Raw genomic sequence first — 13885 nt, 5'->3', positions numbered from 1 at the left:
TGCTGCAACTGCCATTATTTAGAGTAAAAACACATGCAGAACCTAGAAAAATTTAGTGCCATTTATCAACGGGCCTGCGAACGAAAAGGAGGCCCCCAGGTTTTGGCCGCTGGCTTAGATAAGCCATCCCCCCCTCAAGTGCTGAGCACAATTGGAGATGACAGATTTTTAGCTGAGTTCAGTAAAAAAGTCTTCCAATCTGGATTTGTATGGCGAGTAGTAAGAAATAAATGGCCTAATTTTGAACGGGTGTTTTTTGATTTTAATATTGAAAAAATTTTATTGATCCCCGATGAAATGCTCGAACAAAAAGCAACTGACCCAAGTATTATTCGAAATTATACAAAGGTCCGAACCATTCGTGACAACGCCATCATGATTGATTCTGTCGCTCGTGAGCATGGTAGCTTTGCCAAATTTGTAGCCGATTGGCCAAACGAAGATATTATCGGTTTGTGGGCTTATTTGAAAAAACATGGTGCAAGACTCGGTGGCAATACGGGTCCTTATGGTTTACGTACAATAGGTAAAGATACTTTTTTACTCAGCAATGACGTAGTGGGTTATTTTACTAAACGCAACATTATCTCTGGCTCAGCGCAATCAAAACGCAGCCTGACTGCCATTCAAGCTAGTTTTAATGAACTTCAACAACAAAGCGGTCGCTCTTTACAGGAATTAAGTATGATTATCTCTAAAAGTGTGGGCGATAATTATCAATAACCCTTAGTGACAGGTGAAAATTAGTGGCCTTTTAGTTCATAAGCTAAAAAAGAAGCGGCACTCACTCGGCACGATTTGACTTCAGATATCGCTAAGTTTAACAAACAGGATTAACCACAACCCTGAAAGTATTTAAAGCTCTGCACTTTTTACTGCTGATTTTTTATTTTTGTGGCTTCAGCTATTCTTAGAATCAAAAAGTCATCTCAAACAGCTGAATAAATTTTGTCAGAAATTGATATTTCCTGGGTAATTCGGAAAAGGGCTCCTATTTTTCTTAGCTATTTTTGAATGGGTTACGTCTAGCCACTCACATGATTTCTAACAAAAAACCTCTCAATTACGTAGTCAATAATATTCCATCATTCTTATCTGTTGGCGTGAGCGTTTATTCGGTAAACTAACCACACAATATTATCAAGGATTTCCCATGAGCGGCCCTGACACAACTGATACCCCTAGACCTATTCAGCCTTCAGAACCTACCACACACTTTGGTTTTAAGCAGGTAGAGTCCAGCCAAAAAGTAAATATGGTGAAAGAAGTGTTTCAATCGGTAGCAGCGAAGTACGACATTATGAATGACTTAATGTCTTTGGGTGTGCATCGTTTATGGAAACGTTACACCATTGATTGCAGCGGTGCGCGTGCTGGGCATAAAGTATTAGATTTAGCCGGTGGAACCGGAGATTTAACGGCCAAGTTTTCGCGTATTGTGGGTGAGTCGGGTCAGGTAGTGTTGGCCGATATTAATGATGCCATGTTGAAAGTAGGCCGCGCTAAATTACGTGATAAAGGTATAGTGGGCAATGTGGAATATGTGCAAGCTAATGCTGAAGCTTTACCCTTTCCTGATAATAGCTTTGATATTATCACCATAGCTTTTGGACTGAGGAACGTCACTGATAAAGACAAAGCCTTGGCATCCATGTATCGCGTGTTAAAGCCTGGCGGTCGTTTGTTGGTTTTAGAGTTTTCTAAACCCAGTAACGATATGCTGAACAAAGCTTACGATATGTATTCATTCCACTTACTGCCTAAAATTGGCCAACTTGTGGCCAATGACGCAGACAGTTACCAATATTTGGCTGAATCTATTCGTATGCATCCTGAGCAAGAAGTGCTTAAAACTATGATGGATACTGCAGGATTTGAGCAAACGACTTATCAAAATTTAACCGGTGGTATAGTCGCGTTACATAGAGGTTTTAAATTTTAATATGCCCTTTGCCCAATTAGTAGCATCAGGTATCGAGTTGGCAATGAATCAATTGCTTGAGCTCGATGATGATAGTCAACAGCGCTTGAAAAAATTATCCGGAAAGTCGTTGCAAGTGACAATTAAAGAACTGCCGTGGCCATTATTGTTTAGCTTTTCCGAGCAAATTGATGTGCGCTCTGTGATGATCTCGGAAAATGAATTCGACTCCTCCCCTGAAGCAGTAGATTGTTTGATTGAGTTAAATTTAGAGACGTTACCTAAGATCAAAGATAGCAGCCAACTCACTCAATTAATTCAACAAAAGCAGCTAAACCTTACTGGCGACATTTACGTGGCACAAACTTTTAGTGCATTACTCAAAGATTTGGATGTTGATTGGGAAGAGCAGCTGTCTCGTTACACAGGTGATGTAGTGGCTCACCAGACGTTTACAAGCATGAGAGCATTATTTGACACCGCTAAATCACAAATAGAACGAGGAGCAATTGAGCTTGGGGAACATTTAACCCAAAGTGATTCAATTGCGGTCAAACCTATCGAAATGGTAGAGTTTAGTCGAAATGTAACTGATCTTCGCAGTGCCACAGAACGTTTATCTGCCAGAATTGCTTCATTAGAACAAATGAAAAAAGTCGATACAGGAATAAAGCCCTAACGTGAGAATTCTACGCTTTTACCAAATCAACAAGGTGATGTTGCAACACGGATTAGATGAGCTTATTCCTGCCAAATGGTTACCTTGGTATGTAAAGTTTGGCCGGTTTGGATTTTTCTGGCTTCGCAACAAACACCCTGATAAATCCCAAGGCACCCGTATCAGGTTAGCATTGCAAACTTTGGGGCCTGTGTTTATCAAATTTGGTCAGATGTTGTCTACACGCAAAGATTTGCTACCACCAGATGTGGCAACCGAACTGTCTATCTTACAAGATCAAGTAGAACCATTTAACCCTGAGTCAGCAAAACAAATTGTTCGCGACGCCTTCGGTTTAACTGAACTCAGTGATTTGTTCAGTGAGTTTGAAGCGACCCCGTTAGCCTCTGCGTCTATTGCTCAAGTGCATGCCGCAAAGTTAAAAGATGGCAATCAAGATGTGATTGTTAAAGTTATTCGACCTAATATACAACATACCATCCAATCTGATATCGCACTTATGCGCACCGCAGCAGGTGCCTTGCAAAAGTTGTTACCCGATGGTAAACGTCTTCGTCCAGTAGAGGTAGTCGAGGAATATAAACGCACTATTATTGATGAATTAGACTTAACCCATGAAGCTGCCAATGGCATTCAGTTCAAGCGAAATTTTGAAAACTCAACAGCTCTATATGTGCCAACTATATACAGTGACTATAGCCATAAAAACGTCATGGTTATGGAACGAATTTACGGCACACCTATATCTGATATCAAGCAACTCGTTGCCCGTAACACCAACATGAAAAGATTGGCAGAGCGCGGTGTAGAGGTGTTTTTTACTCAGGTGTTTCGTGATAGTTTTTTCCATGCAGATATGCACCCTGGCAATATCTTCGTGTCTACTGTTAATCCTAATGACCCCCAATATATAACCATAGATTTTGGCATAGTCGGCACACTCAATAGCGAAGACAAACGTTATTTAGCCGAAAATTTTATCGCCTTTTTTAATCGTAATTATCGCAAAGTAGCACAATTACACGTCGACTCAGGCTGGGTACCATCGGATACCGACATCGACGATTTCGAAGCATCCATTCGCAAAGTATGCGAGCCTATTTTTCAAAAACCCTTAGCTGAAATTGAATTTAGTAACGTGTTGCTGCAACTATTTAATACCGCCAGACGTTTTAATATGGTGATACAACCACAGCTGGTACTCTTGCAGAAAACCTTGCTGTATATCGAAGGCTTAGGGCGTCAGTTATACCCACAGCTTGATTTATGGAAAACCGCAAAACCCTTTTTAGAGAATTGGATGAAAGAACAAATTGGCCTCAAGGCCATGTATCAAAAGATTTCAACTAATTTGCCTTATTGGTCTGAGAAATTACCAGAAATACCGGACTTAGTTTATGACACCTTAAAACAAGTTAAAACGTTACCTGAACAACAAAGGACACAATTCGAAACACAGCAAGAGCAATTTAAGCAACAACACACCAGCACTTTACTGATGATAATGGGCGCCACTTTTTTTATTATCGGTGCAATCTTACCTATATATCAAAATAATTGGTGGCCCAGTGTTTGTTTCGGTTTAATTGGGCTAGGTTGCTGGTTTTTTGCATTTAAAAATAAACGGAAATAAAGTCTGTCGATCATTGCAGGCTCATACTCTTTTTATCTAAACAACGTTAGAAATATTTTATCTGACAGCGGTGCTTACAATTTACCAAAAAAACCTTCTACTCGCAGGGCGATACCGTAAGAGGCAGAAAATCTCTCATCCCTCCTCCACAATATAAAAGGTTCAACTTCGTAAAATAGCCATTTACGTAGTGCATTTTTACGCCATCTTAAGCTTATCAAATATTCATCTAGACGATAATTTGGGCGGGTGAGTCCTTCAATATAAATTCCTGCTATTAATGCGTTTTTTTCATCAAATTGAGTAAGCTTTTGTAAGCTATGTTGCCAGAGCCAATCGTTGGTCCGGTCTCTGAAATAAAAATGATTATTCCATCTATATATTGATTGTTTGGTAGCGGTATAACCTAATTGCCAAGAAAAATCAGCTCCCAAGCCATCATCACTATACATATAAGCAGACGTTTCCCAGCGTAAAATGGTTTGATTAGTCAAAAGGTGGGAATTCCGATAACGACTTTTGAAAAACGGCTGCAACCGACGGCCCACCCCGATACGATGTGACAATCCACTCTCAGGACTACTTCTCCAGCGCAGAGCCAAACTAAAACGATTCTGCTCGACAAAGTCATCAACTCCCGAGGCTTGGATATCATTACCCGGCCTGTCATCGTCATAATCTGATAAAACCAAATCAACACGATTTTTCAAATTGGGCAATTTCACCCTTACTTTAAAGCGTACCTCATACTCATTTACATTGCGGCTTCTGGGCTCCCAACCTAACCGAATGCGCGCTTCACCATATGCTTCCTCACGAGCTTTAAATTCGTTTAAGGCAAAAAAATCATCAAACCATAAAGCGCTTGTGTTGACCGAAGATGCAATACTCTGGTGCATGGTATCTAACCATGCATATTCCTGCTGTGGCTCTTCAGCCTTAAGATTTGATAAAAAACCCATACTCAAAAAGAATAAAAGAAATATTTTCACACTTATCCTCCCGGCACAAACATCCCTAAACAGTGATTTGATGGGCAAACCATTGACGTTTCAGATTTTAGATTAACGCAATTAGTGATTAAAAAGTCAAACAGCCTAGATTTCGCTATCAAATCCAGTGACCTTTTTAATAAGCTAAGTATAATGAAAAACATACAGTCTCTAGGAGTATTTTATGTTTGGCATTAGCCCCATGCAGTTGTTGATTATTTTGGTTATCGTAGTATTGCTTTTTGGTACTAAAAAACTTCGCGGTTTAGGTGGAGATTTAGGCTCTGCGATGAAAGGGTTTAAGAAAGCCATGAGCGATGAGGATAAGGAAAAGGATTTGGATGCTGATTTCGTTACTAAAGAGACAGTCGAAGATAAAACCACTGAAAGTTCTGGAGATGCTGAAAATTCAAAAAGTACTGTTCAGCAAACCAAGAGTGAACACAAAGAGCATAATTAATGTTTGATATTGGCTTTTTCGAACTGTTAATTATTGCTGTATTAGGTCTAGTCGTTTTGGGACCTGAAAGGTTACCCGGGGCCATTCGATCGACTATGAAAACTGTGCGCAGTATCAAGGGCATGGCCAGCGGCTTTCGTCAAGAAGTCGAGCAACAGTTCAAAGTTCATGAATTACATGAAAATTTGAAGAAAGCCGAGCAAAAGGACCTTAAAAATCTATCTCCTGAGCTACAAAAATCTGTTGATGAACTTCGTGATGCAGCTAAGTCCGTTCAAAAACCCTATTCAAAAGAGTAACTAACATGGCTGATGCAAATAGCTTAATTGCTCATTTAATTGAGCTCAGAGGACGTGTATTAAAAGCCGTTGTTAGCGTTTTTATCGTATTTTTGTGCTTGGTTTATTTTGCACAAGACTTATACCACTGGTTGGCAACCCCATTGTTAGACACGCTACCAGAAAACGCACAGATGATTGCCACCGATGTAGCATCTCCCTTTTTTGCACCTTTCAAACTAACTATGGTGTTATCATTTTTTATTGCTATCCCAGTTGTACTTTACCAAATTTGGGGGTTTGTAGCGCCTGGGTTGTATAAAAACGAAAAGCGTTTGGTGGCTCCGTTGTTATTCTCGAGTACCTTATTATTTTATCTAGGTATGGCTTTTGCCTACTACGTGGTCTTTCCTTTAGCCTTTTCGTTTTTTACGAGTCTGGAGCTTGAAGGGGTAGTCATCAGCACTGACATCAGTAGTTATCTAAATTTTGTTCTTAAGATTTTCTTTGCATTTGGGCTGGCTTTTGAAATACCTGTGGCAGTAGTGCTGATGTGTTGGACGGGTTTTACAACACCAGATGCATTGAGAGCAAAACGCCCATATGTAATTGTAGGTGTATTTGTTGTAGGTATGCTACTGACTCCACCCGACATCATATCGCAAACGCTACTTGCCATACCCATGTGGATCTTATTTGAATTTGGCATTGTGTTTGGTGGCATTTACTCTCGAAAAAAAACAGAAATCGAACAACAGGATAAACTATGAATTATTTAAGTATATTTGGATTGTTATTAATACTGGCGAGCCCATTTGGTATAGCCAATACACTCTTAGATAAATTATCGTTATGCACTAAAAATAACGATGATATACAACGCTTAGCCTGCTACGACGCAGTGGTCGATAAAAATGTAAACATCCAACCCAAACAGCACAAGGTAAAACACCAACTTCCTTTGCAAGTCATCACAACCGAGCAAGCAGACAATGCTAATCAACAACAGGACAAGGTAAGACACCAAGCTTCTTTACCAGTTATCACTAACGAGCAAGAAGATAATACCAATCAACAACAGGCAGAATTTGGTCAAGAAAATAATCAGCGCTCAAAGAATTTCATCAATCAGATCCAAGCCACAATAAACAAGATCGAAAAAACACCTTACGGAAAGCTAGTGATTACCCTTAATAATCAGCAGGTATGGCGTCAAACAGATAGCACCCGTTTGAATTTACGAAAAAACAACGTAATTATTATCGAGCGTGGTGCGTTTGGCTCCTTTTTTATAAGTAAAGAAAACGCAAATAAGCGTATCCGTGCTAAACGAATGAGATAGGTTAATGACTTGGTCTGATATTGGTGTCAATTTTACTGACAAAAGACTGTTTTTTGAGCCAGTATTTAAACGCGCCTTAACCGCTGATGTTAGCCATATTATTATTACCGGTACTAATATAGATAAGAGCCAACAAGCCGTTCATTTAGCCCAACAATATCCCCACCATTTGTCTGCGACTATTGGTGTGCATCCCCACCACGCTAACGAGTTTAGTGATGAAACGCTAAATGAACTCCAAAATTTAGCTAATTCTAAATCTGTGGTGGCTATTGGCGAATGTGGTTTAGATTTCAATCGAAACTTTTCTACTCCAGACCAACAACTGTTTGCCTTTGAACAACAACTTAAATTAGCTTGTGAATTGGGCTTGCCTGTTTTTTTACATGAGCGCGATGCATTTAAAGCTCAAGTTGAATTATTAACAAAATATCGTAAAACACTAAAAGGTGGCGTAGTACATTGTTTTACCGGCGACATTGAACAGATGAATCGTTACTTAGAACTAGACTTGTATATTGGCATAACCGGTTGGGTCTGTGATCTTAAGCGTGGGCAAACATTACGCGAAGCAGTTAAATCACTTCCCCTAAATCGTATTTTATTGGAAACCGACGCCCCCTATTTACGCCCTAAGGGTTTACCCAATAACCACAAAGTGGACAATGGCAATAACGAACCTGCTTATCTGCCATTCGTAGCAAAGGAAGCAGCCAATTTGATGGGCACGGACTTAACCACATTAAAATTAGCGAGCCAAGCTAATACACAAGCACTATTTAAAATCCCAACCATGAGTGCTGGTCTAGCCGAATAAACCTTTTAGGGTCATCCTTAGCAAAAACTGGCTATTGTGGTTCTTCAGTATTTTTTGTACTGCAGTCATATTTACAACAGCTAATTTTTCTAGTCAAATACGCCCAAGCCATACTGTAGTGCCAGGCGTTGCTCACTTAGTGGATACTAAAAAACAGTATTCGATTGCTAGTATTCTCAGTGCCACAGATACTATTTGACAACAGCCAAGCCAAAATCTAACACGCTTAAGTCTCTCTGATGAGTTATATTGGTTTAAGTTTACCATCAATCACATATAACCAGCAGAACCAGATTCTTAGAAATTGAGCATGCACTATTGGACAGAGTTAATATTTGCTTTACACAGGACAAAAAAATATTAGTAGCGTATCAGGCTGGTGACACTTTGATTTTCTTGCAACGCACAATCAAACATGAAAATTTTATATTTCCAGTCCCAACAAGTGGGGATTCAATAGAAGTATACGTCAGCACTTATTCAAAAGGTCTAGTGGATCTTCCCGTACATATCTGGACGCAAAATGAATATTTAGAATTTACCAGTAAAAGTGGCTTAATCATGGGTGTATTTTTTGGTCTGATATTGGCAATAGGATTAATTAACCTATTTTTTTTTATCACAACGCGCACATCAATATTTTTGATTTACGCCGGTTATGTTATTTTCTTGGGCTTAACCTTGTTAGCACTTCAAGGCTTAGGCTATCACTATATTTGGCCTAACTCCCCCTGGCTACAGCAACATGCAGTGGGTATTTTTGGAAGTTTAGCCATGTATTTATCGATTTTATTTTGCGAAGATTTACTCAATGTCAGAGCGTTTAATACCAAGCTAAGTGCACTACTCAAAACAACAGCTTATATTTTTCTATTCGGCTTAATTATTAGTTTTTTTATACCTTTACCAGTTTTTATTAAAACATTTTTGCTGATGTTTTGTGCCAGTGGATTACTTATTCTGGTCGTGGCAATCTGGTTGTGGGTAAAAGGTCTAGCCATCGCTGGCTATTATACTTTTGCATGGTGCGTACTTTTCGTCTGCGCTCTTGCCGTTAGCCTAGACACACTAAATATCATGAATCTTAACATGCCTTCATCTTACTTATTGATGCTAGGTGCAAGCATAGAATCGGTGCTTTTAGCACTTATTCTGGCTATTAATCACAATCAACACCACCAAATGTTACTCAATACACAAGCAGCGTTATTGAACAGAGAGCGTCAAACCCTGAGTACACAAAAAAATATGTTAGCATTGCAAGTAGATGTTTCAAAAAAGCTTGAATATAAAATACAAGAGCGCACCTTAGAGTTAGAAGTGACTCTCCGTGAATTATCTGATAAAAATCGTGAACTACAAGAAAGAAACTCCCTAAATGCATTAACAGGGCTTCATAATCGTGACTATTTTGACAAGAAATATCAGGCAGAAATACGTAGAAGTCGACGTGAACAAACCCAATTATCTGTAGAGATGGTGGACATTGACTATATCAAAAATGTGAATGATCAATATGGTCATTTAGTCGGCGACGAATGTATTAAAACAGTTGCCCACACACTTAAAAAAGTCTTAAAAAGGCCCAGTGATGATGTAACTCGTTTTGGTGGCGAAGAATTCGCCCTGATTTTGCCTAACACAGACTTAAAAGGTGCTTTAGCCTTAGCTGAACAGCTTAGATCTGAAATACAAAAAACCACCATTCAAGCAGGAGAAATATCAGTCAATATTACTATTAGCGCAGGTATAGGTACCGCAATAGCCAAGTTAAGCCAACCTGAAGACAATATCTTAGCCTTGGCAGATAAACAATTATACGTCGCCAAAAATGCAGATCGAAATAATGTGCAAGGCCTCCATTTAGACTTCATCCAATAGCAGGATTAATCATGATTGAACAATTTCCCAATACACGTATGCGCAGATTACGCAAACAGGATTTCACCCGCAGGTTAGTTGCCGAAAACACACTAACCGTCAGTGATCTAATCTGCCCCATGTTTGTGTTAGAAGGTGTAAATCAAAAAGAATCCGTTTCCTCTATGCCCAGTGTAGAGCGTTTATCTATTGATTTGCTAGTCAAAGAGGCACATGAACTTGTAGAACTTGGCATTCCTGCTATTGCATTGTTTCCCGTGACACCCATGCAAGCCAAGACATTGTGTGCAAGCGAAGCTTATAATCCAGATGGCTTAGCGCAAAGAGCAGTTCGCGCCATCAAACAAGCGATACCTAATATTGCTGTTATCACAGACGTAGCACTCGACCCTTTTACCTCTCACGGCCAAGATGGCCTGATTGACGAGCAAGGTTATGTGTTAAACGATGAAACTATCGAGGTTTTAGTCAAACAAGCAATATCTCATGCACAAGCAGGCGCTGATATCGTTGCACCCTCTGATATGATGGATGGACGTGTCGGTGCACTTCGCCAAGCACTCGAAAGTCATGGCTTTATTAACACCTGTATCATGGCTTATTCGGCTAAATACGCTTCAAGCTATTATGGGCCATTTAGAGACGCAGTGGGATCGGCAGGTAATATTAAAGGTAGTAATAAGAAAAGTTACCAAATGGATCCTGCCAACTCGGACGAAGCTATGCGCGAAATTGCTTTGGACTTAAAAGAGGGTGCAGATATGGTGATGGTCAAACCCGGCATGCCTTATCTAGATATAGTCAGGCGCTGTAAAGACGAATTTAAAGTGCCCACTTTTGCCTACCAAGTCAGTGGCGAATACGCCATGCACAAAGCGGCGTTTGCTAATGGCTGGCTCAATGAAGATGAGGTAATTGTAGAATCTCTGATTGCTTTTAAGCGAGCTGGCGCAGATGGTATCTTGACTTATTTTGCAAAGCAGGCAGCCATACTGTTGAAACCAGACTAGAAGATCTTGGCTTCATAATTAAACAACAACCTCTTAATTTTTATCTGTTTTTGTTATTCTAAATCAACAAGGTAAATTTAAAAACACTCTAATGTCCAGCCTACTTTATGCTGTTGCCATTTTTCGTTGGCTAGCTCCGCATCAATCAATGGGTGTGATTTTAACCAGCCTTTAGGAAAAGTGAGTGTCCACTTTTCATCTGAAATAATTAGATTAAAATCTGCTAGCAAATTGTCTTTGCGGCGAATGGAGAGTAAGCATGATAAGCGTAATACTCTAACTAACACCAAAAGTGCTTGGCGTACCTCTGGATGGAAAGAGTCAAACAAACCGAGGTTAATTTCCTGTCTGTGACTTTGCACTAATGTTTTGATACCAGCACGTTGGTGTTGTGTATAACCCACCATGGGTAAATGACTAAGAATATAAGCGCCATGTTGATGGTGCAGTTTGTATTCGATATGCAAACCAGTCTCATGCAACATGGCAGATGCCATCAACATCGCTTCACACTCTACCTTGCCTAAGAACATCTGGTTTTGTACTTGATTAAACAGACTAAGCGCAATACCTTTGACGCGATAAGCGTGTTCAGGATCTATATGAAAACGTTCAATACATTGCTCGAGAGTTTGCAATCTTCGATCATTTTGCTGCATGTTATCTAACATGCCATAAATAAGGCCTTCGCGAAGCGCCCCACCTGATATATGCATTTCTTGGATATTTAATTGCTCAAAAAGGGCAATCAGTATAGCCAAGCCACTAGGAAAAATCGCTCGTCTTGATTCGATTAAACCATCTATTTGTAATAAATCTATGGTCACACAGTCAATGCATTGCTGTTTTAAATTACGCAGATAATCAATGCGTATAGAGTCACTGATCCCTTGTGTCACCAAAATTTCAGTAATAGCTTGGGGAGTACCTGATGCGCCTAAACATTGCTGCCAGTCAAAACTAATAAAATCATTTATCACTGGCTCTAATAAAGACTTGGCTTCATTAATCGCAAGCTCAAAACTCTGCTCCGATATATTACCATCAGTAAAAAACCGCTCCTTAAACGTCACACATCCCATATTCATACTAACTAAATGAATTGGGGTCATATCATTGCCAACAATCACTTCTGTACTTGCGCCGCCAATATCAATAACCAAAGAATTGCCTTGATTAGCCGAGGTGTAAGCCACACCCAAATATATTTGCCTAGCCTCCTCCTCACCATCAATCACATTCAATTTATGTTTGAGAATTTTTTCAGCTGTTTTTATAAATACGTCAGCGTTAGCTGCCAAACGTAAAGTAGCAGTGCCAACGATTTTTATATTTGAAAGAGGAATATCCTGTAAACGTTCGGCAAATGTTTCAAGGCACTGCCATCCTCTCTCGAGGCTAGATTGGTCTAACAGCATATTTTCATCTAGCCCAGCGGCAAGACGCACTTTTTGCTTCACCTTACCAATAATATGCACACTACCAGCCACAACCCGAACAATGACCATATGAAAACTGTTGGAGCCTAGATCTACAGCTGCATACAATTGCTCAGGCTGAGCGAAGGGGGCAATGACTTCGATGTTATTATTCATCTATTCCGATTAGGGCGTGGACTTGAAGGACGATTTTGGTGACTCCTACCACTTTGCATACGCTTTTTAAAACGTGGTTTAGGTGGGGTGATGTCACGCATTAAATCATTTGGGTTGTAATCTGTCACTGGTATTGAGTGTTGAACATACTCCTCAATCGCCGGTAAGTTTAGGGCGTATTTTTCGCAAGCAAAACTAATAGAGCTGCCACTTTCACCAGCACGACCCGTTCTACCTATACGGTGCACATAATCTTCTGCATCGTCTGGTAAGTCGTAGTTAAAGACATGACTTACCATAGGAATATGTAAACCACGAGCTGCAACATCTGTAGCGACTAATACATCAAGCACACCACTGGTGAAATTCTCTAGTATTTTTAGGCGTTTATTCTGAGGTACATCACCGCTTAACAAACCCACCCTATGCTTGTCAGCTTCTAACCAATCAGAAATTCTTTCACAGCCATGTTTAGTGTTCGCAAACACTATAGCTTTGTCTGGCCATTCTTCTTCCATCAAAGTGAGTAGAAGGTATGGTTTGTCTTCATCTGACGGGTAAAATAGTTCTTCTTTTACCCGTTCAGCAGTTTTTCTTTCTGGCTCAATCTGAACATGAGTAGGATTATCCATGTGATCATAAGCCAACTCTTGAACGCGGTAGGACAAGGTAGCAGAAAATAGCATACTCAAACGTTCAGTAGGTTTGGGCATTCTGTTAAATAAATAACGAATATCCTTGATAAAACCAAGGTCGAACATACGGTCAGCTTCGTCTAATACCGCAACCTGAATAGCGGCTAATGAAAAGATATTTTGTTTATAGTAATCGATAATACGACCCGTGGTGCCGATAATAATATCTACACCACCTTGCAATTTCTCCCGTTGACTTTGATAGCCCTCGCCCCCATAAATTAAACCAAGTGATAAACCTGTGTGCTGGCTAAGTAGTTCTGCATCGTTAAAAATTTGCACAGCTAACTCACGGGTGGGCGCCATAATGATTGCCCTAGGTTGACGTTTTGAGTCTTGAGGGTTGGTCAACAAATAGTGGAAAGTGGCCACCAAAAATGCAATGGTTTTACCTGTTCCCGTTTGCGCTTGACCGGCAAGATCATTACCTTCAAGTAAGGGCGGCAAACTCAACGCTTGAATAGGTGTGCAAAGGTTGAAATTGGCCTCAGACAACGCATATACAACCTGCTGTTGAATAGGTAAGTCTGAAAATTTTGTATCGGTTAAATGTGTAGTTGGCATAGCTTATAGCTTATCATT

At 39.9% G+C, this 13885-nt stretch carries 14 protein-coding genes; 11 read left to right on the top strand and 3 right to left on the bottom strand.

Annotated features, from left to right (window positions below; translation table 11 throughout):
• The first annotated feature begins 33 nt into the window (after positions 1-33).
• The 4 genes from Q0Y52_RS16935 (at position 34) to ubiB (ending at position 4233) form a co-directional block, all read left to right on the top strand.
• Positions 34-723 carry a DNA-3-methyladenine glycosylase I gene (locus Q0Y52_RS16935; RefSeq protein WP_297823707.1) on the top strand — a complete coding sequence of 230 codons (690 nt, stop codon included), beginning with the start codon at positions 34-36 and terminating at the stop codon, positions 721-723.
• A gap of 430 nt (positions 724-1153) precedes the next feature.
• Complete coding sequence (ubiE, locus tag Q0Y52_RS16930; protein ID WP_297823704.1) at positions 1154-1942, top strand: bifunctional demethylmenaquinone methyltransferase/2-methoxy-6-polyprenyl-1,4-benzoquinol methylase UbiE; 789 nt, start codon at positions 1154-1156, stop codon at positions 1940-1942.
• Position 1943: 1 nt separating this feature from the next.
• Complete coding sequence (locus Q0Y52_RS16925; protein WP_297823701.1) at positions 1944-2600, top strand: SCP2 sterol-binding domain-containing protein; 657 nt, start codon at positions 1944-1946, stop codon at positions 2598-2600.
• A 1-nt stretch (position 2601) separates the two neighbouring features.
• Positions 2602-4233 (top strand): ubiquinone biosynthesis regulatory protein kinase UbiB, encoded by a 1632-nt coding sequence (ubiB, locus tag Q0Y52_RS16920; protein WP_297823699.1) that lies wholly within the window; start codon positions 2602-2604, stop codon positions 4231-4233.
• 74 nt (positions 4234-4307) lie between these two features.
• Here the strand turns inward: ubiB and Q0Y52_RS16915 are convergent, their stop codons facing one another.
• On the bottom strand, positions 4308-5225 hold the full coding sequence (locus Q0Y52_RS16915; RefSeq protein WP_297823697.1) for a hypothetical protein: 918 nt from the start codon (positions 5223-5225) through the stop codon (positions 4308-4310).
• Between the two features lie 184 nt (positions 5226-5409).
• On the opposite strand from Q0Y52_RS16915, the gene tatA reads away from it, so the two are divergent.
• The 7 genes from tatA to hemB all read left to right on the top strand — a co-directional run bounded on the left by tatA (position 5410) and on the right by hemB (position 11013).
• Complete coding sequence (gene tatA / locus Q0Y52_RS16910; RefSeq protein WP_297823695.1) at positions 5410-5685, top strand: twin-arginine translocase TatA/TatE family subunit; 276 nt, start codon at positions 5410-5412, stop codon at positions 5683-5685.
• A complete protein-coding gene (gene tatB / locus Q0Y52_RS16905) occupies positions 5685-5984 on the top strand; it encodes a Sec-independent protein translocase protein TatB (RefSeq protein ID WP_297823693.1) in 300 nt (99 codons plus the stop codon). The genes tatA and tatB overlap by 1 nt, the downstream gene beginning before the upstream one ends.
• Positions 5985-5989: 5 nt before the next feature.
• On the top strand, positions 5990-6733 hold the full coding sequence (gene tatC, locus Q0Y52_RS16900; protein WP_297823691.1) for a twin-arginine translocase subunit TatC: 744 nt from the start codon (positions 5990-5992) through the stop codon (positions 6731-6733).
• Entirely contained in the window at positions 6730-7305 is a 576-nt protein-coding gene (locus tag Q0Y52_RS16895) for a hypothetical protein (protein ID WP_297823689.1), read from the top strand. The genes tatC and Q0Y52_RS16895 overlap by 4 nt, the downstream gene beginning before the upstream one ends.
• A 4-nt stretch (positions 7306-7309) precedes the next feature.
• A complete protein-coding gene (locus Q0Y52_RS16890) occupies positions 7310-8122 on the top strand; it encodes a TatD family hydrolase (protein ID WP_297823687.1) in 813 nt (270 codons plus the stop codon).
• A gap of 318 nt (positions 8123-8440) precedes the next feature.
• Positions 8441-10003: a diguanylate cyclase gene (locus Q0Y52_RS16885; protein ID WP_297823685.1), complete on the top strand. Its 1563-nt coding sequence runs from the start codon at positions 8441-8443 to the stop codon at positions 10001-10003.
• An 11-nt stretch (positions 10004-10014) separates the two neighbouring features.
• Positions 10015-11013 (top strand): porphobilinogen synthase, encoded by a 999-nt coding sequence (hemB, locus tag Q0Y52_RS16880; RefSeq protein ID WP_297823683.1) that lies wholly within the window; start codon positions 10015-10017, stop codon positions 11011-11013.
• 77 nt (positions 11014-11090) lie between these two features.
• Here hemB and Q0Y52_RS16875 read toward each other — a convergent pair whose 3' ends face one another.
• Positions 11091-12608, bottom strand: a complete 1518-nt coding sequence (locus Q0Y52_RS16875) for a guanosine-5'-triphosphate,3'-diphosphate pyrophosphatase (protein ID WP_297823681.1) — start codon at positions 12606-12608, stop codon at positions 11091-11093.
• Positions 12605-13867, bottom strand: a complete 1263-nt coding sequence (gene rhlB, locus Q0Y52_RS16870; protein ID WP_297823679.1) for an ATP-dependent RNA helicase RhlB — start codon at positions 13865-13867, stop codon at positions 12605-12607. The genes Q0Y52_RS16875 and rhlB overlap by 4 nt, the downstream gene beginning before the upstream one ends.
• Positions 13868-13885: the final 18 nt, after the last annotated feature.

This window comes from uncultured Paraglaciecola sp., assembly GCF_943787955.1.
In the GTDB taxonomy this organism is placed as follows: domain Bacteria; phylum Pseudomonadota; class Gammaproteobacteria; order Enterobacterales; family Alteromonadaceae; genus Paraglaciecola.
This window is presented reverse-complemented; position numbering and strand designations above follow the sequence as displayed.